This window comes from Acidovorax radicis N35, from assembly GCF_000204195.1.
GTDB classification, from domain to species: Bacteria; Pseudomonadota; Gammaproteobacteria; order Burkholderiales; family Burkholderiaceae_C; genus Acidovorax; species Acidovorax radicis.
In genome coordinates this window covers 48,943-67,843 of record NZ_AFBG01000018.1, presented here as the reverse complement: position 1 = coordinate 67,843, position 18,901 = coordinate 48,943, and the positions used below count along the sequence as shown (strand labels likewise).

Sequence of the window (18,901 nt, the reverse complement as noted above, 5' to 3'; positions counted from 1 at the left end):
TCTCCTTCGGGAGGGGGACGCCACCCCTGGCCTGGCAAAGCCAGTTCCACGGTGGCACTGAGTTGGACCGCGCCGGATTTGATCGCCCATTACGGGGCTGAACACAAAAGATAACTTCATGAAAAATCCATCTTCCAGACCATGGCTCGCGCTGGCAGCGGGCACGGCCGTGGTCGGCACCCTGCCCTGGCTGGTGTCCGAGTTCGTGGCCTCGGTGCTGCTCAGCTGCCTGATGTACATCGCGCTGGCCACCAGCTGGTCGCTGTTCTGCGGCGCCACGCGCTACCTCTCGCTGGCAACCTCGGCCTTCTTCGGCATCGGCGCCTATGCCAGCGCCACATTGCTGGAAGTGCTGCCCTGGCCGTTGGTGATCGTGGCCGGCGCGCTGATCGCCGCCGTGGTGGCCGTGGTCATGGGGGCCGCCGTGCTGCACCTGCGCGGCACCTATTTCGCGGTGCTGACCTTCGGCATGACGGAGCTCATCCGCCACGCGGTGACCTTTGTCGAAAAGCAGGTCTCGGGCACCGTGGGCCGTGTGCTCACGGTGGCGCCCAGCAACGAGACGGTGTACCTCACGGTGCTGCTGATCGCGGCGGCGGCCATCGCCACGGCCATCGCCATCCAGCGCAGCCGCTTCGGCCTGGCGCTCTCGGGCATCGGTGCCGACGAGCAGCGTGCCCAGACCCTGGGCGTGGACACGCGCCTGGCCAAGATCGCGGGCTTCGGCATTACAGCCGCGTTTGCAGGCGCCGTGGGCGCGGCCATGGCCGTGCGCTGGACCTACATCGAGCCGGCCGCCGTGTTCAGTCCCTTCATCGGCTTCCAGACGGTGCTGATCGCGCTGATCGGCGGCGCGGCCAGCATCGGCGGGCCGGTGCTCGCGGCCATCGTCTTCAGCCTGCTGGCCGAGACGCTGCGCCTGCAGCTGCCCTATGGCTACATGATGGTGCTGGGCCTGCTGCTGATCCTGTGCGTGATGTACCTGCCCAACGGGCTGGCCACGCTGTGGCAGCGCAAGCGGGCGGCCACGCCTGCAGCGGAGGCCGGCCATGTCTGAAGCCTTGCTGACCATCGACAGCGTGACCGTGCGCTTTGGCGGGCTGACCGCCGTGGACGGCGTGAGCGCCAGCCTGCATGCCGGCGAGCTCATCGGCATCATCGGCCCCAATGGCGCGGGCAAGACCACGTTCTTCAACGCCATCTCGGGCGTGCAGCCACCGACCTCGGGCACGCTGCACTGCGGTGCCGACAACCTGACCGGCAAAGGGCCGCACCACTATGCAGCCCACGGCATCGCGCGCACCTTTCAGACGCCGCGCGTATTCCCGGACATGACGGTGCGCGACAACGTGCGCTTCGGCATGCAATTCGCAGGCCGCCACCGCCAGGGGCCTGCGGGCCTGCGCAATGAGGACGAGATCCTGGCCATGCTGGGCCTCTCCATCCTGGCCGAGCGGCCTGCCGCCGACGTGACGCCCTCGCAGCAGCGGCTGCTGGAGATCGGCATGGCGCTGGGCACGCGCCCGCGCCTCTTGCTGCTCGACGAGGTGGCCGCCGGTCTGACCGAGGCCGAGGTCGACGCCATGGCCCAGCGCATCCGCCGCCTGCGCGACGACTGGGGGCTGACCGTGGTGTGGATCGAGCATGCGGTGACCACCCTGCTCAAGTACGTGGAGCGCGTCCTGGTGCTGCACCAGGGCCGCAAGATCGCAGACGGTACGCCCGCCGAGGTGGTGCGCAACAAGGAGGTCATCGAGGCCTACCTGGGCGATGAGATGGGCACACAGGCAACACCCGAAGGAGCCACGGCATGAGCGGCGCACACCTCACGGTACAGGGTCTGACCACGGGCTACAACGGCTTTCAGGTGCTGCAGGACCTGTCGCTCGAAGCCCAGCCCGGCATCACGGTGATCGTCGGCCCCAACGGCGCCGGCAAGACCACGCTGCTCAAGGCGCTGGCCGGCCTGCTGCCGCGCCAGGGTACGGTGCAGCTCGACGGCCAGGCCGTGCCGGCCCTCAATGCGACGGCCTGCGTGCAGCGCGGCCTGGCCCTGGTGGCCGAGGGCCGCCAACTATTCCCGCAGATGACGGTGACCGAGAACCTGGAGCTGGGCGGCTGGCTGGTGCCCTCCCGGGTGCGCGCTATGCGGCTGGCGCAGGCGTTTGAGGACTTCCCGCGCCTCAAGGAGCGTGCTCAGCAACTGGCCGGCACCATGAGCGGTGGCGAGCAGCAGATGGTGGCCGTGGCCCGCGCCATGATGAGCGGCCCGCGCCTGTTGATGCTGGACGAGCCCTCGTTGGGGCTGGCACCGCGCATGGTGGACGAACTGCTCACCATCGTGCAGCGCATCGCGGCCCAGGGCGTCACCGTGCTCATGGTGGAACAGAACGTGCGCAAGGCGCTGCAAGTGGCGCAGCGCGGCTATGTGCTGGAGCGCGGACGCATCGTGGCGTCCGGTGAGGCCGCGACCTTGTTGCAATCGGATGCAGTGCGGCAGGCCTACCTCGGCGTAGCCTAGCCGCAGCCCTATCCCCCTCTTTTTTTCTTGTTGTCCAGGAGACTTTTCCCATGACTGCCATTTCCATGCTGATCAACGGCGAGCGCGTGCAAGCCACCGGCGGCGCGACTTTCGAGCGCCGCAACCCGCTCGACGGCTCCGTGGCCACCACCGCGCCCGCCGCCACCGTGGCCGATGCCAAAGCCGCAGCAGACGCAGCCGCCAAGGCCTTCCCGGCCTGGTCGGCCCTGGGGCCCAATGCGCGCCGTGCGCTGCTGCTCAAGGCCGCGCATGCGCTCGAAGCCAAGGGCGAGGCCTTTGCCGCTGCCATGGCCGCCGAGACCGGCGCCTCGGGCCTGTGGGCCGGCTTCAACGTGCACCTGGCCGCCGGCCTGCTGCAGGAGGCCGCGGCCCTGACCACGCAGATCGCCGGCGAGGTGATACCGTCCGACGTGCCCGGCAGCCTGGCCATGGGCGTGCGCCAGGCCGCGGGCGTGGTGCTGGGCATCGCACCGTGGAACGCGCCCATCATCCTCGGCGTGCGCGCCATCGCCACGCCGCTGGCCTGCGGCAACACGGTGATCCTCAAAGGCTCGGAACTGAGCCCCGCCACGCACGGCCTGATCATCGAGGCCCTGCAGGAGGCCGGCCTGCCCCCGGGCGTGGTGAATTTCGTGACCAATGCCCCGGCCGATGCCGGCGCCGTGGTCGAGGCCATCGTGGCCCACCCGGCCGTGCGCCGCGTGAACTTCACGGGGTCGACCAAGGTCGGCCGCATCGTCGCGCAGACCTGCGCCAAGTACCTCAAGCCCACGGTGCTGGAGCTCGGCGGCAAGGCCCCGCTGGTGGTGCTGGACGATGCGGATGTGGATGCCGCGGTGGCGGGCACCGTGTTCGGATCGTTCGCCAACTCGGGCCAGATCTGCATGTCCACCGAACGCATCATCGTGGACAACGCCGTGGCCGACGAGTTCGTGGCCAAGCTGGGCGAGCGCGCCAAGGCACTGCCCCTAGGCGACCCGCGCAAGGGCCCGGTGGTGCTGGGGTCGGTGGTGGACATGGCCACGGTGCACCGCTGCAATGCGCTCATTGACGATGCGCTGGCCAAGGGCGCCAAGCTGGTGTGCGGCGGCAAGAGCGAGAACACGCTGATGGCCGCCACCATCCTGGACCATGTGACGGCGGAGATGGACATCTACCGCGAGGAGTCGTTCGGCCCGGTCAAGCCCGTGGTGCGCGTGAACGGCGTCGAGGAGGCGATTGCCTGCGCCAACGACAACGAGTTCGGCCTGTCATCCGCCGTGTTCAGCCGCGATGTGGCGAAGGCGTGGAATGTGGCGGCGCGCATTGAGTCGGGGATCTGCCATATCAACGGCCCCACGGTGCACGACGAAGGGCAGATGCCGTTCGGGGGGGTGAAGAGTTCGGGGTACGGGCGGTTTGGGGGGATGGCGGGGGTGCGGGAGTTTACGGAGCTGCGATGGATTACGGTGCAGACGACGGCGCGGCACTATCCGTTCTGATTTTTTGGTAGTTCTTTTGGGCTCTGGCGCTTATTCATCAAGCGCTGGAGGCCATTTTTAATCGCAATCCAGTCACCCAGCAACCGTAATCGCATCCAACGGCCACCGTGGCTTCACATCAAACGCATAGTTGCTGCTGGCCTCCTGCTGCCCCGCCTGCAACCGCATTGCCGCCGCCATGGCAATCATCGCGCCGTTGTCCGTGCACAGGTGCAGCTCCGGGTAATGCACCCGCACCTTGGCGGCGGCACAGGCGGCATTCAGCTGCGCCCGCAAGTGCCGATTGGCCCCCACGCCACCCGCCACCACCACCCGCTTCAAGCCCGTCTGCTTCAACGCCGTAAGCGTCTTCTTCACCAGCACATCCACAATCGCCGCCTCGGTGCTGGCGGCCAAGTCGGCCTTGCGCACTTGCAGCTCGTCACCCAGCTTTTTGGCCTGCGTCAGCACCGCCGTCTTGAGCCCGGCAAAAGAAAAATCAAGGTTGCCGCTGTGCAGCAGCGGGCGCGGCAACTTGAAGGCCGCCGGGTCGCCCTGCTCGGCCAGACGTGAGAGCGCTGGCCCGCCGGGGTAGCCCAGGCCCATGAGCTTGGCGGACTTGTCAAACGCTTCACCGGCGGCATCGTCGATGGTTTCGCCCAGGATCTCGTAGCGGCCCACCCCATCCACCCGCATCAACTGGGTGTGCCCGCCAGAGACCAGCAGGGCCACGAAGGGGAACTCGGGCGGGTCGGCGCTCAGGAAGGGCGAGAGCAAATGCCCCTCCAGGTGGTGCACGCCCAGCACCGGCTTGTCCAGCGCCGCCCCCAGTGCGCAGGCCACCCCTGCGCCCACCAGGAGCGCACCGGCCAGGCCTGGGCCACGCGTGTAGGCCACGACATCCACATCCGCCAGCGTCTGGCCGGATTCGGTGAGCACCTGCGTGGCCAGCGGCAGCACGCGGCGGATGTGGTCGCGGCTGGCCAGCTCGGGCACCACGCCACCGTAGGCCTGGTGCATCTCGATCTGGCTGTGCAGCGCATGCGCCAGCAATGTGGGCACGGCATGGCCCGTCGAACGGACCAGTGCCACGCCCGTTTCGTCGCACGAAGATTCAATACCGAGTATCAGCAAGCTCATGCCCCGAGTGTAAAACCCGGCCTCGCGCAGGGCCTGATGCAAAAACCCCTGCTGGCGCTGGCCAGCAGGGGTTGTTCAAAGCCATGCCGCCTGAAGAACCGGCCGGCTACCAGCGGTCCGAACGCATGCGCAGCTCCCAGCTGCCGCTGCGCAGTTCGTACACGCCCACGGCACCGTAGCGCTGCTCGCCCTTTTCGTCCCAGCTCATGGTGCCGATCACGGGGGCATAGCCGTTGATGCCGTGCATGGCCTTGGTGATCTCTTTGGGGTCGGCAGACTTGGCCTTCTGGATGGCCGCGGTCAGCACGTAGGTGCTGTCATAGCTGTAGTGGCCGCCGTAGGCGGGCGGCTTCTTGTAGGCCTCGATGTACTTTTCAAGGAAGGGCTTGCCGGTGGTGAACTCTTTGGCTTCGAGCACGGGCGACGTAGCATACAGCCCCTCGACAATGCCGGCGCCCTTGGCCATGTCGGTGGTCTTGATGGTGTCGCCGCCCAGCAGGCTGACCTTGGTGTGGCCCACCTTGCGCAGCGACTCCAGCAGTGCCAGGGCCTGGAAGTCGTTGAGGGTGGAGACGATCACCTCCACCTTGGCGGCCTTCAGTTCGCCCGCGAGTTCGTCGAATGCCGTGGTCTTGTCGTCAAACGACTTGCGCACCACCACCTCTTTTTTCTCGGCCTTGAGCTGCGCAGCGGCCCCGTCGGCCAGGCCTTTGCCATAGGGCGTGCCATCGTCCAGCGCGGCGTAGCGGGCGGCGCCCAGCTGCGTCGCAGCAAACGAGCCGATGGCGCGTGCCTGCAGGGTGTCGTTGGCCACCATGCGGAAGGTGGTGGGAAAACCCATCTGGGTGAATTTGGGATTGGTCGAGATGGCGATCTGGGGGATGTCCTTGGCCGCATAGATCGGCGCGGTCTCGATGCTCACCCCTGAATTCAGATGCCCGATCACGGCCACCACGCCCGAGTCCACCAGCTGCTGCGCCACGGTCTTGCCGGTGGCGGCATCGGCCTTGTCATCCACCGACACCACCTCCAGCGTCACGCGTTTGCCGTCCACGCTGTAGCCGCCCTTGTTGAGCTCTGCCACGGCCAGGTTCACCCCGTTGAGCAAATCCTGCCCCAGCGCGCCCAGCGGGCCGCTCAGCGGCTGCGCCACACCGATCTTGATGGTGTCGGGCACCTTGCTGCAACCTGTCAACACCAGCAGCGCGGATACCGCCACGGTGGTCAGGGCCAAGCCGGCAGAGATATGGCGCCGGTCAATGTGCTTGTTCATGCAAATCCTCTTGAATAGGTCAATGTGAGCAGATGTATATGCGACGCAGCCAGGGAGGTGCTATCGGGTATGCCCTGCCCATCGCCAAACTATTAGCAAGTTTCAGGCCCCGCAAGGTGAAAAAGCCTGCCCTGGGCGAAGAACCCTTGGCATGCACCGCTTCGATGCACCAATTTATGGCGTAAAAATTGCTTATGCTCCAGGGTATGAACGAGTCTTTGCGCATCGTGGTGGTTGCCCCGGATCTGGCGGTCGCCGACCCCGCCGACGAGCATGCCGTGCTGCAGGCGGATCGGTCGCGGGCGCTGCGCATCGGGCTGCTGGAAAACAATTTCAACCTGGTGGCCACGCTGCCCGCTGACGTTTTTCTGAGCGAGCGCATCGCCCAGTTGCAGCCCGACCTCATCATCGTGGACGCCGAAAGCGAAGCCCGCGACGCCCTCGAACACGTCGTGATGGCCACGCGCAATGAACGCCGCCCTATCGTGATGTTCACCAACGATGAAGACACCTCGCACGTCAAGGACGCGGTGGCGGCGGGCGTGTCGGCCTACATCGTGGCGGGCCTGGCCCCCCAGCGCATTCGCCCCATCCTGGACGTGGCCATGGCGCGCTTTCAGCATGAACAAGCCCTGCGCGCCGAGCTGGCCGATGCCAAGACCGAGCTCAAGGACCGCAAGACCATCGACCGCGCCAAGGGCCTGCTCATGCAGCGCCAGGGCCTGAGCGAACAGGCCGCCTACGAAAAGCTGCGCAAGACCGCCATGGACAAGGGCCTCAAGCTGGTGGACGTGGCCCAGCGCATGCTCGACGTGATGGACTTGCTGGGCTGAGCACCTGTTCACGATTTCCCAAGGAACCGCGTTGGTGCACCATCGGTAGATGGCGAACGCTGCGGATGCCCTGCAGGGGCCAAGACCCCGGGCGCAGGATGCAAGCCGGGACTGCCGGAGGCCGGTTTGTCACACATTGCCGCCCGTGCGGCACTGCCCAGCAGCCTCCAAGGCCCCGCGCCCACTCTCGCCTTCACGCCCTCCTGTTTCACCCCGGCTGCACCCGGCCCGGATGGTGCGCCGCACAAAGGCAGTGCAACTTATTCACAAACGTGCATGGCGGCAGTTCTGACGAACAACAGACCGCCAGCGCTTATTCATAAAGCAAATTCAGCTATTTAATTCATAGCACTTTGCGCCCCACGATGGCGCAATCCATGCTGGCACGCTGCTTGCATAACCCATGGCGAGACCAATGACGGTCCCACCACTGACAGCACTGACCCAATGGCGGGCCGGTGCTGGCTCAAAGCCCCCCAATGGGCTTTGCCATGGACAAAGGCGTCCCTCTCCGCGGCCGGTTTGCAAATGCAACCAGCCCAGGGGAGGACGCCTTTTTTGCTTTGTAACGACGCGAGGAAATGCCCCATGACCGATCTGTTGAAAACCAGTCTCAACCGCCGCACCGTGCTGCAGGCCGCTACCGTTGGCGCCGTGGGCGTGAGTCCCGCCCTGCGTGCACTGGTCCACGCCCAGGGCTCGGACGCCCCCGAGAAGAAGGAAGTCAAGATCGGCTTCATCCCACTGACCGACTGCGCCAGCGTGGTGATGGCCTCGGTGCTGGGCATCGACAAGAAATATGGCGTGACCATCATCCCCACCAAGGAAGCCTCGTGGGCCGGTGTGCGCGACAAGCTGGTGAATGGCGAGCTCGACTTTGCCCACGTGTTGTACGGCCTGGTCTACGGTGTGCACCTGGGCCTGGCTGGCCCCAAGAAGGATATGGCCGTGCTGATGAACCTGAACCAGAACGGCCAGGCCATCACGCTGTCCAAAAAGCTCGCCGACAAGGGCGCCGTCAACGGCGCGGGCCTGGCCAAGCTGATGGCCAGCGAGAAGCGCGAATACACCTTCGCGCAGACCTTCCCCACCGGCACACACGCCATGTGGCTGTACTACTGGCTGGCGGCCCATGGCATCGACCCGATGAAAGACGCCAAGGTCATCACCGTGCCGCCGCCCCAGATGGTGGCCAACATGCGCGTGGGCAACATGGACGGTTTCTGCGTGGGCGAGCCCTGGAACCACCGCGCCATCATGGACGGCATCGGAGTGACCGCCACCACCACGCAGGACATCTGGAAGGACCACCCCGAAAAGGTGCTGGGCACCACGTCCGAATTCGTGCAGAAGTACCCCAACACGGCGCGCGCCGTGACAGCCGCCATCCTGGAGGCCAGCAAGTGGATCGACGAAGGCCTGGCCAACAAGAACAAGATGGCCGAGACCATTGCCGGCAAGGCCTACGTGAACACGGGTGTCGATGCGATCAACCAGCGCATCCTGGGCCGCTACCAGGACGGCATGGGCAAGACCTGGGACGACCCCAACCACATGAAATTCTTCAACGAAGGCACGGTGAACTTCCCGTACCTCACGGACGGCATGTGGTTCCTCACGCAGCACAAGCGCTGGGGCCTGATGAAGGACCACCCCGACTACCTGGGTGTCGCCAAGGCCGTGAACCGCATCGACGTCTACAAGCAGGCCGCAACGGCCTCCAAGACGCCGTTGCCCAAGACCGAGATGCGCAGCAGCAAGTTCATGGACGGTGTGGTGTGGGACGGCAAAGACCCCGCCAAGTACGCCGACAGCTTCAAGATCAAGGCGTAAGCGCCCTGCCCCGTCCACCCAGCACAGGAGAACACCATGGTCAGTGCCGTCTTTCACTCCCCGTTGGATGCAGCCCCCGTGGTTGCACAGAATGCTATTAATAATGTAGCTACCAGCGCTTTACCTGCAAGCGCCAGAAGCCAAAAACAGCTAAAACCTGCACCGCTGGCGCCCCCCGCACCAGCGGTGGCTACTGCCGCGGCCCCAGCCAGCCGCGACTGGGCGGCGCTTTCGCGCAGCTTCTGGATGGCGGTGCTGCCGCCGCTGTGTGGCCTGGGCTTGCTGGTGGGTCTGTGGGCCGTGGTGTCAGCCACCACGGGCAACAGCATTCCCGGCCCGGTGGAAACCTGGAAGCAGGCGCTGGAAATCTTCAGCAACCCGTTCTACCGCAACGGCCCCAACGACCAGGGCGTGGGCTGGAACGTGCTGATGTCGCTCGAACGCGTGGCCGTGGGCTTTGGCATGGCGGCGCTGGTGGGCATTCCGGCCGGCTTCGTGATCGGGCGCTTCAACTTCCTGTCGCGCATGTTCAACCCGCTGATCAGCCTGCTGCGCCCCGTGTCGCCCTTGGCCTGGCTGCCGATTGGCCTCTTGGTGTTCAAGGGCGCCAACCCGGCCGCCATCTGGACGATCTTCATCTGCTCCATCTGGCCCATGATCATCAACACCGCCGTGGGCGTGCAGCGTGTGCCGCAGGACTACATGAACGTGGCCCGCGTGCTCAACCTGTCGGAGTGGAAGATTGCCACCAAGATCCTGTTCCCCGCCGTGCTGCCCTACATGCTGACCGGCGTGCGCCTGGCCGTGGGCACGGCGTGGCTCGTGATCGTGGCCGCCGAAATGCTGACTGGCGGCGTGGGCATTGGCTTTTGGGTGTGGGACGAATGGAACAACCTGAACGTCAAGAACATCATCATCGCGATCTTCGTGATCGGCATCGTCGGGCTGGTGCTGGAGTTTGCACTCATCAAGCTGGCCACTGCATTTACGTTTGAAGAGGTGAAAGCATGAACCCCACCGCAGCATCCACACATCCCTCCATGACCACCAAGTTCATCGAGATCCATGGCGTCGAGCAGACCTTCAAGACGGCAAAGGGCCTGTTCCCTGCGCTGCGCGACATCAACCTGACGATTGCCAAGGGCGAATTCGTGGCGCTGATTGGCCACTCGGGCTGCGGCAAGTCCACCCTGCTGAACCTGATCGCGGGCCTGACCACGCCCACCAACGGTGCGCTGCTGTGCGCCAACAAGGAGATCAAGGGCCCGGGGCCGGAGCGCGCCGTGGTGTTCCAGAACCACTCGCTGCTGCCCTGGCTCACCTGCTTTGACAACATCTATCTGGCCGTGGAGCGCGTTTTTGGCGGCAAGGAAACCAAGGCCCAGCTCAAGGCCCGCACCGATACCGCGCTGGCGCTGGTGGGCCTCACGCCGGCGGGGCAAAAGCGCCCCGGCGAGATCTCGGGCGGCATGAAGCAGCGCGTGGGCATTGCCCGTGCGCTGAGCATGGAGCCCCAGGTGTTGCTGATGGACGAGCCCTTTGGTGCGCTGGACGCATTGACCCGCGCCAAGCTGCAAGATGAACTGCTGGAGATCGTGGCACGCACCCAGAGCACCGTGGTGATGGTGACGCACGACGTGGACGAGGCCGTGCTGCTGTCCGACAAGATCGTGATGATGACCAACGGCCCCGCTGCCACGATTGGCGAGGTGCTGGCCGTCAACCTGGCCCGCCCCCGCCGCCGTGTGGAACTGGCCGAAGACCCGCAGTACGTGCACTACCGCAAGGCAGTGATCGACTTCCTCTACACCCGCCAGGGGCATGTCGAAAAAGCCGCTTGAGCGGCCGGGTCGGCCGCGACCCGGACACCCAAAACAAAAGGGCTCTGACCAGATCGGTCAGAGCCCTTTTTTTTTCAGCGTTGCGCCAAAGAAAACCGCCCGCAGAACGCGCACAACCCAAGCCACTGTCCCCGCGCAAGGGCCGCCCCGCCGGGCTGGGGGCGTCCCCCTTCCCGCGCGCAGCGCGAGAGAAGGGGGAAGGCGCGCAGCGCCTCAGGGGGTTGTCCTTAGTGAGTTCCAGTGATGTAGTGCTCCAGCTGCTCGATGATGAATTTCTGCTCGGAAATGATGTCCTTGACCAGATCGCCAATGGAGATCATGCCCACGAGCTTGCCACCCTCGACCACCGGCAGGTGGCGCAGGCGGTTGTTGCTCATGATCTGCATGCACTGCTCGCTGGTCTGGTCGGGCCGCACAAACAGCACGGAGGTGGTCATCACGTCACGGACCTGCGTGACGGCGGAGGTACGCCCCATGAGGGCAATCTTTCGCGCGTAGTCGCGCTCGGTAAAGATGCCGGCGATGGACTCGCCCTCCACCGCCAGCAACGCGCCGATGCCCTTGTCGGCCATGAGCTTGAGCGCCTCAAATACCGAGGCGCCGGGGGCAATGGTGTGGACGATGGCGTCCGGTTTGGACTGAAGAATCTTGGCGACGATGGTCATGGGAACCTCCCTCTGTATACCTGAAACAGGCGTAGAGAGATTTCAGCCCATAAGCCCAACGGGCGCAACCCGCGCAAGCCCGATTTGTCACGCTTTTGGGCCAGGTGTGGCAATGGCGATGCATATGTTTCGGCTCTGTTGCATTCGGCCGGACGCGAAACAAACTGAAAAGAACCGAAACCGCGACGAGACGACGCCGGGGCGGTGGCCGGGCACGATACAGCCCATGTCCAACGCATTTCCAAAGGAATCAACGCCCACCCTTCTTGCCTCGGATCGATCGCTTGCGACCGGCTGCGGGCCTTTGGCCACAGGCAGGAAACAGGCGCCTGGATTGTTTCCAAAACTGGAACAGTTAGTTTGCGACCAGCTGGTTTTTCTTTACCCCCCTGCGGCGTACAGTTCATCCCATCGATGAGCCGAACCCGCAAGGCGACTCACCGAACCCGGTTTGAAGCAGCTTTCATTTTTGTTCTTTGCTCCGGTTTTTTTGAGACGCTTTTTTAACTTCAAGGATTTTCATCATGAACAAGACCGCACGTTTCCTCTCCCTGGCCGCAGTGGCCGCTTTCGCCTCTTTTGGTGCCCAAGCCGACGAAGCCGATGCTTCGCAGTTCGCTACCAAGTTCGACACCAGCCGCACCCGTGCTGAAGTGGTTTCCGAAGCCGCATCCTCCGTCCAGATGCGCAGCCAGGAGCCTGCTGGCTCCCGCGTGGTGACCTACAAGTCCACGGCCGACCGCGCTGCAGTGCGTGCCGAAGCGGCTGCACAAGCCATGCGCACGGGCCGTGTTGGCCCCGCTGAAGGCGGTTGATTCTTTCTGAATCCACGGCTTTTCCCTTTGCGTATTCCAAGTACCTCACCCCATTTTCTGAATTTCACTGGAGTTTCACCATGAACAACACCGCACGTTTCCTCTCTATCGCCGCCGTTGCCGCTTTCGCTTCTTTCGGAGCCCAGGCTGACGAAGCCGATGCTTCGCAATTTGCCACCAAGTTCGACACGAACCGCACCCGTGCTGAAGTGGCTGCTGAAGCCTCGACGGTGGCACTGACCAGCAGCACCATCCCCGTGGGCTCGCGTGTCTTGTCTTTCACCTCCACGGCTGACCGCGCCGCAGTGAGCGCCCAGGCTGTCGATGCCCTGCGCACCGGCAAGATCTCTTCCGGCGAAATCGGCTCCCTGTAATTTGCCGCCCTGCACCGAGGTGCAGGTGGACAATTGCCCATGGAAAAGGCCGGGGCTCCTTTGGGAGCCCCGGCCTTTTTTTGCTTTCGTGCTGAGGGGCTAAGGGATGCACGCGGGCATCACTGCCCTGCAGCCCCCCCGTCACCACACCGGTTTATTTACCAGCGCGTGCCTGGGCCACAGCACCCTGCACGTCCTTCCACAGCGCTTCCCCCACATTGGTGGCAATGCTGGCGTTCACGGCACCCAGCTTCTCGCGCATGCGATTGGCCTCGGTGGCAGGCAACTCATTGACCTGCATGCCCTTGGCCTTCAGGTCCGCCAGCGCCTTGTCGGCCTCGGCCCGCGTGTCCTGGCGCTCGAAGTCGCGGCTTTTCTTGGCGGCATCGAGCAGCACCTTCTGCTCGGCCTTCGAGAGGCCGTCCCAGTACTTCTTGCTGACCAGCACGATCCAGGGGCTGTAGACGTGGTTCGTCACGGTGAGGTACTTCTGCACCTCGTAGAACTTGCTCGACAGGATGGTGTTGTACGGGTTCTCCTGGCCGTCGACCGTGTTGGTTTCCAGGGCCGTGAACAGCTCCGAGAACGGCAGCGGCACGGCGTTGGCGCCCAGGGTCTTGAAGCTGTCGAGGAACACGTTGTTTTGCATCACCCGCAACTTGATGCCGTTCATGTCCTCAAGCTTGGTCACGGGGCGCTTGCTGTTGGTCAGGTTGCGAAAACCGTTCTCCCAGTACACCAGGCCCACCAGGCCTTTTTCTTGCAGCTTGTCCATGACCTTCTGGCCCACCGGGCCGTCGAGCACCACGTCGGCTTCCTTGGCGTTGTTGAACAGGAAGGGCGTGTCCCAGATCGCCATTTCCTTGGTAATGCCCACCAGCGTGGCGGTGGAGCCCACCATCATCTCCTGCGCGCCGCCGATCAGCGCCTGCTGCATCTGCACGTCCGAGCCCAGCGCCGCGGCGCCGATGGCGCGCACCTTCATCTTGCCGCCCGAGGCTTTTTCGACTTCTTCTGCGAACAACTTGGTGGCGCGCCCCTGGTTGGACACCTCGTTGAGGCCATAGCCGAAGCGGATGATGCGCGGCTTGAAGTCCTGGGCGGCGGCCTGGAACGAGGCAGCAAGGGCGGCCACCGACAGGGCGGCCAGCAGGGTACGGCGGAAAGTCTTCATGGTTGTCTCCATTGGCAAGGGAAAGAAAGGCACGGAAAAACGGGGGCTCACCGGCATCACCGCATCCAGAGGACGGGCGCGGTCACGATCTGCGGGAATGCCACCAGCAGCGCCAGGATCAGCACGTAGGTGAACAGGAAGGGATTGACGCCCTTGATGACGCTGTGCATCGAGATACGACCCACTCCCGCCACCACGTTGAGCACGGTGCCCACGGGCGGGGTGATGAGGCCGATGGCGCCGTTGAGCACAAACATCAGGCCGAAGTACACCGGGTCGATCCCCGCCTTGACGGCGATCGGCAGCATCACGGGCGCGAAGATCAGGATGGTGGGCGTGAGATCCAGCGCCGTGCCGATGAGCACCAGCACCACCATCATCACGGCCATCAGGATGCGCGGGTTGTCCACCAGGGGACCCAGCCAGCCCGTCAGTACCGTGGGCAGGTCGGCCAGCGTGATCATGTAGCTGGCCACCTGGGCTCCGGCGCACAGGAACATCACGATGGCCGTGGTCTTGGCGGCGCGCACCAGCACGCCATAGATCTCGGGCACCTTCATCTCGCGGTGCACGAACAGGGCCACGGCCAGTGCATAGAAGGCAGCCACCACGGCGGCTTCGGTGGGCGTGAACACGCCCGACTTCATGCCGCCAATGATGATGAGGGGCATCAGCATGGCCCAGAAGGCCTTGACCGTGGCACGCAGACGCTCGCGCAGGGGCAGCGGCGCGCGGCTCGGTGGCAGGTCGATTCCGCGCAGCACCCAGCGCCACGCGAAGATCAGGCCCACACCCATCATGAGGCCCGGCACGATGCCCGAGACGAACAGCGCCGAGATCGAGGTGTTGGTGGTCACGCCGTAGATCACGAAGGGCATGGACGGCGGAATGATGGGCGCGATGATGCCACCCGAGGCGATCAGCCCGGCCGAGGTGTTCATCGGGTAGCCCTGCTGGCGCATCATGGGCAGCAGGATGGTGGCCAGCGCCGCCGTGTCGGCCAGGGCCGATCCGCTCATGCTGGCCATGAGCACCGCCGCGCCGATGGCCACGTAGCCCAGCCCGCCGCGGATGTGGCCCACCCAGGCCTGCGCCATGTCGATGATGCGTCGGCTGATGCCGCCGGAATTCATCAGCTCGCCGGCCAGGATGAAGAAGGGCACGGCCAGCAGCGGGAAGCTGTCGACCCCGGCCACGAGGTTCTGGGCCAGCAGCTGGGTGTCGAAGAAGTCGAGCACCCAGGCCATGCCGGCGCCGGTGAGCACCAGGGCCAGGCCCATGTTCATGCCGGTGCCCATGAACACCAGCATGCCCAGCGAAAAGACGATGAAAGCCTGAGCTTCGGGACCCATGTGCATCACTCCACTTCTGCGCCGTGACCCAGGTCCAGCGGCTTGCGTTGAATCAGTTCGATGAAGGCCATCACACCGATGGCCATCGCGCAAAGGAAGGCCGGTAGCGGCAGCAGCGCGGCCGAGTAGCCGAGCACCACCGAGTGGCTGCCCAGACCCACCACCACCTGCTGCCACGCTCCCCAGGCCAGCATGGCGCAGGCAGCGATCACCAGCAGCCGGATCAGGGCGCTGAGCAGTGCAAAAGCCAGCGGCCGCCGGGCCAGCAACCCGGCCAGGCTGGTAAAGGCCATGTGTTCACCCGCAGGGTAGGCCGCCGCCGCGCCAATGAACACCATCCACACGAACAGCAGGCGCGACAGCTCCTCGCTGGCCACCACGCCGCTGCCAAAGCCATAGCGCAGCACCACGTTGACGAAGACCGCCACGGCCATCACGCCCAGGCAGGCGGCCATCAGGGCCTCGGCCGTCCGGGTGAAGCGGCCCACCGGCCGGGGTGTGGGGGAATCGGGCGGGTGTGGTGTGTTGCTCATGCTGCCTCCGTGGCTGCAATCCAGGCGGACGCCTGCTGTTGAAGGGTCGCCAGGTCCACCGTGGCATCAAGCCGCAGTACACCGGGCTCGCCCGCAGGCGACTCCAGCGTGGCGAACTGGCTGTCCACCAGCGCGGTCGAGAAGAAATGGGTGCCAGCCCGTGCCGCCACGCGCTGGCCGGCATTGGCGCGGTCGATCTCCAGGAACACGAAGCGCAGGCCGGGGCATGCAGCGCGCAGGCGGTCGCGGTACGCCTTTTTAAGGGCCGAGCAGGTCAACACCACGCCCTGCGGGTGCGCCTGCAGCAGCTGGCCCAGCGTGGCGAGCCAGCCCTCGCGGTCGGCATCGGTCAGCGCGACGCCTTGGCGCATCTTTTCGCGGCTGGCGGGACTGTGGTGGTCGTCCCCTTCGATCAGGGCCAGGCCCTCGGCCCGCGCCAGGGCGGAACCCAGGCTGGACTTGCCGCAGCCTGCCACCCCCATGACCACCAGATAAACCGTTGACGGCAAAACACTCATATTGGTAGCGCTATCCAAACAACCCGTAAAAAAGGCATCCGATCCGGATGCCGCCAAAACTGTGGCAATTGATGCAACTTCGTCCAAAATGGCAAGCATTGCGTTGCTCCATTGTTTGGACAGCGCTATCCTAACCAAATTCACCCCTACATCACCGAGGGTTAACCCTTGAGCAAACCCGAGACAAAACGCCGTTCCAGCGGCCGCATCACGCTGAGCGACGTGGCCAAGGCCGCCGACGTGAGCCCCATCACCGCATCCCGCGCACTGCGCGGCGAGCGCGGCGTGGCCCAGGACCTGGTGCAACGCGTGAAGGACGCCGCCCAGCAACTGGGCTACGTGCCCGACCCTGCCGCCCGCGCACTGGCATCGCAGCGCAGCGTGCAAGTGCCGGTGCTGGTGCCCCTGCTGTCCAACGCGTTGTTCGTGGATGTGCTGGAGGCCGTGCACCGCACGCTGTTCCCCCTTGGCTACCAGGCGCTCATCGGCGTGACCCACTACGACCCCCAGGAAGAGGAACAGCTGCTGCGCACCTACCTGGCCCACCGCCCGGCGGGCCTGCTGGTCACCGGCTTTGACCGCACCGAGGCCGCGCGCCAGATGATTGGCGCCAGCGGCGTGCCCTGCGTGCACCTGATGGAAATGACCTCGGCCACCGGCGTGTACTGCGTCGGCTTTTCGCAGCAGGAGGCGGGCCACAGCATGACGGCCCACCTGCTGGACCGGGGCCACCGGCACATCGCGTTTGTGGCCGCCCAGCTCGACCCGCGCACCATGCAGCGCGCCGAAGGCTACCGCCGCTGCCTCAGGGAAGCAGGCCTGTACGACCCCAAGCTGGAGCTTCTCAGCCCCCAGCCCTCATCCATGCGCCTGGGCGGTGAACTTCTGGACGAGCTGCTGCACACCCGCCCCTGCGTGGACGCCGTGTTCTTCTGCAACGACGATTTGGCCCAGGGCGGCCTGCTGGCCGCGCAACGGCTGGGCCTGTCGGTGCCCAGTCAGGTGGCGATTGCAGGCTTCAACGACCTGGCGGGCAGCGACCAGATGCTGCCGCCCCTGACCACCGTGCGCACGCCCCGCTCCGCCGTCGGCGAGGCCAGCGCAGGGATGCTGCTGGCGCTGATGCGCGGTGAGGTGCCGGAGCGCAATTCGGTGGATCTGGGGTTTGAATTGACGGTGCGGGGGAGTACGTAAGAACCTGTTCAAGATCTTTTCGGGGTCGCGCAAGCGCCTTGCCGGGATGGGATGCAAGGCGCGGTGCGCAGCCGATAGCCCGTGCTATGGGCAAGCGCCGCAACGCCGCAGACCGCCCGGCAAGGCACTTGCCCGAAGGGTTGGGGTGAAATCGGGCCAATGACCTCGGAGCTTTGGCGCCCCGGCTGCTTGCATGGGCATGAGCCCATGCGGCGCATCCAAGGCATCCACTCATCCCGATTGCACTCCAACGCGACCCCCGAAAAGATTTTGAACAGGTTCTTAGGGGGTATCGGGCTGTCACCCGACCGCCTGGAAATTTCTGGATGCCCCCTGGCTCCGGCGCTCAAGAAGCTTGCCCCCCCGTTTGTCGTCAGGGCCGCGCTTGCGCGCGGACCTGCAGGTAAATGGCGTCCCCTTGGTGTGGCGACTTGGTGGGGAGCACCTCGAACACGGCAGCATCACGCTGCAGAACCAGCACCCCCGTGCTGGTCTGAAAGTTTCCATTGCGACGGGAATGAAACACGTACTGAGCCTCTTTGCCCTCGTTGATAAATACCAGGAGATATTTGCCTTCAGGAACCGATGGCGGAGCGTCCTTGAGGCAATCGGGTGCCAGCCCGCCCAAGTCCTTGCACACCTTTTCCCGGGACGTGTAAGGCGTGTAGACGCGCAATTGTGTCCACGCAAAGTCCGCGGCTTGGGTCATGTCCACCACACCCGTGCTGCGCGCTTGGGCGCCGATGTGGTCAGACACCGAAGATCCACCACAAGCAGCCAGCACTGACAAAGCCGCAGACACCGCAAACCGCCGCGACACCAGCACCCAAGGTGAATGGAACAAGCCCCGGTATGGCTTGCAGGTTCTAGCAAGCATTTTTCATCCCCATCAGCGAATGCAGCTCTTGGCACTCCACCTTGGAGAGATCGCGCTGGTGCATCCCAGCGACCAACACCTGTTGCATGAGGTTGACGGTGGACGTGGTGCCGTCGGAATGCGTCAGCAAAATCACGACCCCAGGACGGTAAGTGGCGGTGATGGGATGCCACCCCCAACGATGGCTCTGCAGCCATGCGGACCATTGCGCGACTTGTTCCGCCGAGAGTGGTTGGGCGTCAGTTTGGGGTGCGCCACCCTGCCAATGGGTCACACGTGCCGATGCAATCGGAGTGAATGTCTCATAGCATCCTGCAAGCAGGAGGCACAGCGCCGTGATCGGGACATGACGAAAGAACAATCGCATAGTGGGTGAATGAAATTCTCGAAGTCGAACTGTGCTTTGCTTTCAGCTACCCATCCCATCCCATCTGGCGCAGCTCGCGCCGCGCCGCGGGCCAAGAGGGATCTGCAACA

The 18,901-nt window shown here is 64.8% G+C and carries 20 protein-coding genes; 11 read left to right on the top strand and 9 right to left on the bottom strand.

Annotated elements, in window-relative coordinates:
- Positions 1-118 precede the first annotated feature (118 nt).
- From ARADN35_RS0105855 to ARADN35_RS0105840, 4 genes are read left to right on the top strand one after another with little or no spacing between them, the layout of a single operon-like run.
- Complete coding sequence (locus ARADN35_RS0105855; RefSeq protein WP_010460055.1) at positions 119-1,057, top strand: branched-chain amino acid ABC transporter permease; 939 nt, start codon at positions 119-121, stop codon at positions 1,055-1,057.
- On the top strand, positions 1,050-1,814 hold the full coding sequence (locus ARADN35_RS0105850; RefSeq protein WP_010460053.1) for an ABC transporter ATP-binding protein: 765 nt from the start codon (positions 1,050-1,052) through the stop codon (positions 1,812-1,814). The genes ARADN35_RS0105855 and ARADN35_RS0105850 overlap by 8 nt, the downstream gene beginning before the upstream one ends.
- Positions 1,811-2,521, top strand: coding sequence for an ABC transporter ATP-binding protein (locus tag ARADN35_RS0105845; protein ID WP_010460051.1), 711 nt, complete (start codon positions 1,811-1,813; stop codon positions 2,519-2,521). The genes ARADN35_RS0105850 and ARADN35_RS0105845 overlap by 4 nt, the downstream gene beginning before the upstream one ends.
- Positions 2,522-2,571: 50 nt before the next feature.
- The gene (locus ARADN35_RS0105840) at positions 2,572-4,023 is read left to right on the top strand and encodes an aldehyde dehydrogenase (RefSeq protein WP_010460048.1); all 1,452 of its coding nucleotides are present in this window, start codon (positions 2,572-2,574) and stop codon (positions 4,021-4,023) included.
- 72 nt (positions 4,024-4,095) lie between these two features.
- Here the strand turns inward: ARADN35_RS0105840 and tsaD are convergent, their stop codons facing one another.
- Both tsaD and ARADN35_RS0105830 read right to left on the bottom strand, forming a co-directional pair.
- Positions 4,096-5,142, bottom strand: a complete 1,047-nt coding sequence (tsaD, locus tag ARADN35_RS0105835; protein WP_010460046.1) for a tRNA (adenosine(37)-N6)-threonylcarbamoyltransferase complex transferase subunit TsaD — start codon at positions 5,140-5,142, stop codon at positions 4,096-4,098.
- A gap of 106 nt (positions 5,143-5,248) precedes the next feature.
- On the bottom strand, positions 5,249-6,415 hold the full coding sequence (locus ARADN35_RS0105830; RefSeq protein ID WP_010460044.1) for a branched-chain amino acid ABC transporter substrate-binding protein: 1,167 nt from the start codon (positions 6,413-6,415) through the stop codon (positions 5,249-5,251).
- Positions 6,416-6,621: 206 nt separating this feature from the next.
- Between ARADN35_RS0105830 and ARADN35_RS0105825 the strand changes: the two genes are divergently transcribed.
- The 4 genes from ARADN35_RS0105825 to ARADN35_RS0105810 all read left to right on the top strand — a co-directional run bounded on the left by ARADN35_RS0105825 (position 6,622) and on the right by ARADN35_RS0105810 (position 10,922).
- Entirely contained in the window at positions 6,622-7,248 is a 627-nt protein-coding gene (locus tag ARADN35_RS0105825; RefSeq protein WP_029413446.1) for an ANTAR domain-containing response regulator, read from the top strand.
- A 588-nt stretch (positions 7,249-7,836) separates the two neighbouring features.
- Entirely contained in the window at positions 7,837-9,081 is a 1,245-nt protein-coding gene (locus ARADN35_RS0105820; protein ID WP_010460041.1) for a CmpA/NrtA family ABC transporter substrate-binding protein, read from the top strand.
- Between the two features lie 36 nt (positions 9,082-9,117).
- The gene (gene ntrB, locus ARADN35_RS0105815) at positions 9,118-10,092 is read left to right on the top strand and encodes a nitrate ABC transporter permease (RefSeq protein WP_029413442.1); all 975 of its coding nucleotides are present in this window, start codon (positions 9,118-9,120) and stop codon (positions 10,090-10,092) included.
- Positions 10,089-10,922 carry an ABC transporter ATP-binding protein gene (locus ARADN35_RS0105810; protein WP_010460037.1) on the top strand — a complete coding sequence of 278 codons (834 nt, stop codon included), beginning with the start codon at positions 10,089-10,091 and terminating at the stop codon, positions 10,920-10,922. Before ntrB ends, ARADN35_RS0105810 begins: the two co-directional genes overlap by 4 nt.
- 227 nt (positions 10,923-11,149) lie before the next feature.
- On the opposite strand, the gene ARADN35_RS0105805 is transcribed toward ARADN35_RS0105810, so the two are convergent.
- Entirely contained in the window at positions 11,150-11,587 is a 438-nt protein-coding gene (locus tag ARADN35_RS0105805; protein WP_010460036.1) for a CBS domain-containing protein, read from the bottom strand.
- Positions 11,588-12,111: 524 nt separating this feature from the next.
- Between ARADN35_RS0105805 and ARADN35_RS0105800 the strand changes: the two genes are divergently transcribed.
- Entirely contained in the window at positions 12,112-12,402 is a 291-nt protein-coding gene (locus tag ARADN35_RS0105800) for a hypothetical protein (protein WP_010460034.1), read from the top strand.
- Between the two features lie 80 nt (positions 12,403-12,482).
- Entirely contained in the window at positions 12,483-12,776 is a 294-nt protein-coding gene (locus ARADN35_RS0105795; RefSeq protein WP_029413438.1) for a hypothetical protein, read from the top strand.
- Positions 12,777-12,930: 154 nt separating this feature from the next.
- Here the strand turns inward: ARADN35_RS0105795 and ARADN35_RS0105790 are convergent, their stop codons facing one another.
- The 4 genes from ARADN35_RS0105790 to ARADN35_RS0105770 are packed head-to-tail and all read right to left on the bottom strand — an operon-like array spanning position 12,931 to position 16,317.
- Complete coding sequence (locus tag ARADN35_RS0105790) at positions 12,931-13,950, bottom strand: TRAP transporter substrate-binding protein (RefSeq protein WP_010460030.1); 1,020 nt, start codon at positions 13,948-13,950, stop codon at positions 12,931-12,933.
- Between the two features lie 56 nt (positions 13,951-14,006).
- The gene (locus tag ARADN35_RS0105785; protein WP_029413435.1) at positions 14,007-15,302 is read right to left on the bottom strand and encodes a TRAP transporter large permease; all 1,296 of its coding nucleotides are present in this window, start codon (positions 15,300-15,302) and stop codon (positions 14,007-14,009) included.
- 5 nt (positions 15,303-15,307) lie between these two features.
- Positions 15,308-15,835 (bottom strand): TRAP transporter small permease, encoded by a 528-nt coding sequence (locus tag ARADN35_RS0105780; protein ID WP_010460026.1) that lies wholly within the window; start codon positions 15,833-15,835, stop codon positions 15,308-15,310.
- Positions 15,832-16,317: a gluconokinase gene (locus ARADN35_RS0105770; protein ID WP_010460024.1), complete on the bottom strand. Its 486-nt coding sequence runs from the start codon at positions 16,315-16,317 to the stop codon at positions 15,832-15,834. Before ARADN35_RS0105770 ends, ARADN35_RS0105780 begins: the two co-directional genes overlap by 4 nt.
- Positions 16,318-16,521: 204 nt before the next feature.
- Here ARADN35_RS0105770 and gntR point away from each other — a divergent pair, with 204 nt between their 5' ends.
- Positions 16,522-17,547 (top strand): HTH-type transcriptional regulator GntR, encoded by a 1,026-nt coding sequence (gene gntR, locus ARADN35_RS0105765; protein ID WP_010460021.1) that lies wholly within the window; start codon positions 16,522-16,524, stop codon positions 17,545-17,547.
- A 373-nt stretch (positions 17,548-17,920) separates the two neighbouring features.
- Here the strand turns inward: gntR and ARADN35_RS0105760 are convergent, their stop codons facing one another.
- Together ARADN35_RS0105760 and ARADN35_RS27840 are read right to left on the bottom strand one after the other, a co-directional pair.
- Entirely contained in the window at positions 17,921-18,304 is a 384-nt protein-coding gene (locus tag ARADN35_RS0105760) for a hypothetical protein (protein ID WP_139019174.1), read from the bottom strand.
- A 109-nt stretch (positions 18,305-18,413) separates the two neighbouring features.
- Positions 18,414-18,791 (bottom strand): hypothetical protein, encoded by a 378-nt coding sequence (locus ARADN35_RS27840; RefSeq protein WP_139019173.1) that lies wholly within the window; start codon positions 18,789-18,791, stop codon positions 18,414-18,416.
- Between the last annotated feature and the right edge of the window lie 110 nt (positions 18,792-18,901).

What these genes read in the sequence shown, in the direction of transcription:
- ARADN35_RS0105855 (WP_010460055.1), top strand. Translation starts at nt 119, where the DNA reads ATGAAAAATCCATCTTCCAGACCATGGCTCGCGCTGGCAGCGGGCACG.
- ARADN35_RS0105850 (WP_010460053.1), top strand. Translation starts at nt 1,050, where the DNA reads ATGTCTGAAGCCTTGCTGACCATCGACAGCGTGACCGTGCGCTTTGGC.
- ARADN35_RS0105845 (WP_010460051.1), top strand. Translation starts at nt 1,811, where the DNA reads ATGAGCGGCGCACACCTCACGGTACAGGGTCTGACCACGGGCTACAAC.
- ARADN35_RS0105840 (WP_010460048.1), top strand. Translation starts at nt 2,572, where the DNA reads ATGACTGCCATTTCCATGCTGATCAACGGCGAGCGCGTGCAAGCCACC.
- tsaD (WP_010460046.1), bottom strand. Translation starts at nt 5,142, where the DNA reads ATGAGCTTGCTGATACTCGGTATTGAATCTTCGTGCGACGAAACGGGC.
- ARADN35_RS0105830 (WP_010460044.1), bottom strand. Translation starts at nt 6,415, where the DNA reads ATGAACAAGCACATTGACCGGCGCCATATCTCTGCCGGCTTGGCCCTG.
- ARADN35_RS0105825 (WP_029413446.1), top strand. Translation starts at nt 6,622, where the DNA reads ATGAACGAGTCTTTGCGCATCGTGGTGGTTGCCCCGGATCTGGCGGTC.
- ARADN35_RS0105820 (WP_010460041.1), top strand. Translation starts at nt 7,837, where the DNA reads ATGACCGATCTGTTGAAAACCAGTCTCAACCGCCGCACCGTGCTGCAG.
- ntrB (WP_029413442.1), top strand. Translation starts at nt 9,118, where the DNA reads ATGGTCAGTGCCGTCTTTCACTCCCCGTTGGATGCAGCCCCCGTGGTT.
- ARADN35_RS0105810 (WP_010460037.1), top strand. Translation starts at nt 10,089, where the DNA reads ATGAACCCCACCGCAGCATCCACACATCCCTCCATGACCACCAAGTTC.
- ARADN35_RS0105805 (WP_010460036.1), bottom strand. Translation starts at nt 11,587, where the DNA reads ATGACCATCGTCGCCAAGATTCTTCAGTCCAAACCGGACGCCATCGTC.
- ARADN35_RS0105800 (WP_010460034.1), top strand. Translation starts at nt 12,112, where the DNA reads ATGAACAAGACCGCACGTTTCCTCTCCCTGGCCGCAGTGGCCGCTTTC.
- ARADN35_RS0105795 (WP_029413438.1), top strand. Translation starts at nt 12,483, where the DNA reads ATGAACAACACCGCACGTTTCCTCTCTATCGCCGCCGTTGCCGCTTTC.
- ARADN35_RS0105790 (WP_010460030.1), bottom strand. Translation starts at nt 13,950, where the DNA reads ATGAAGACTTTCCGCCGTACCCTGCTGGCCGCCCTGTCGGTGGCCGCC.
- ARADN35_RS0105785 (WP_029413435.1), bottom strand. Translation starts at nt 15,302, where the DNA reads ATGGGTCCCGAAGCTCAGGCTTTCATCGTCTTTTCGCTGGGCATGCTG.
- ARADN35_RS0105780 (WP_010460026.1), bottom strand. Translation starts at nt 15,835, where the DNA reads ATGAGCAACACACCACACCCGCCCGATTCCCCCACACCCCGGCCGGTG.
- ARADN35_RS0105770 (WP_010460024.1), bottom strand. Translation starts at nt 16,317, where the DNA reads ATGGGGGTGGCAGGCTGCGGCAAGTCCAGCCTGGGTTCCGCCCTGGCG.
- ARADN35_RS27840 (WP_139019173.1), bottom strand. Translation starts at nt 18,791, where the DNA reads ATGCGATTGTTCTTTCGTCATGTCCCGATCACGGCGCTGTGCCTCCTG.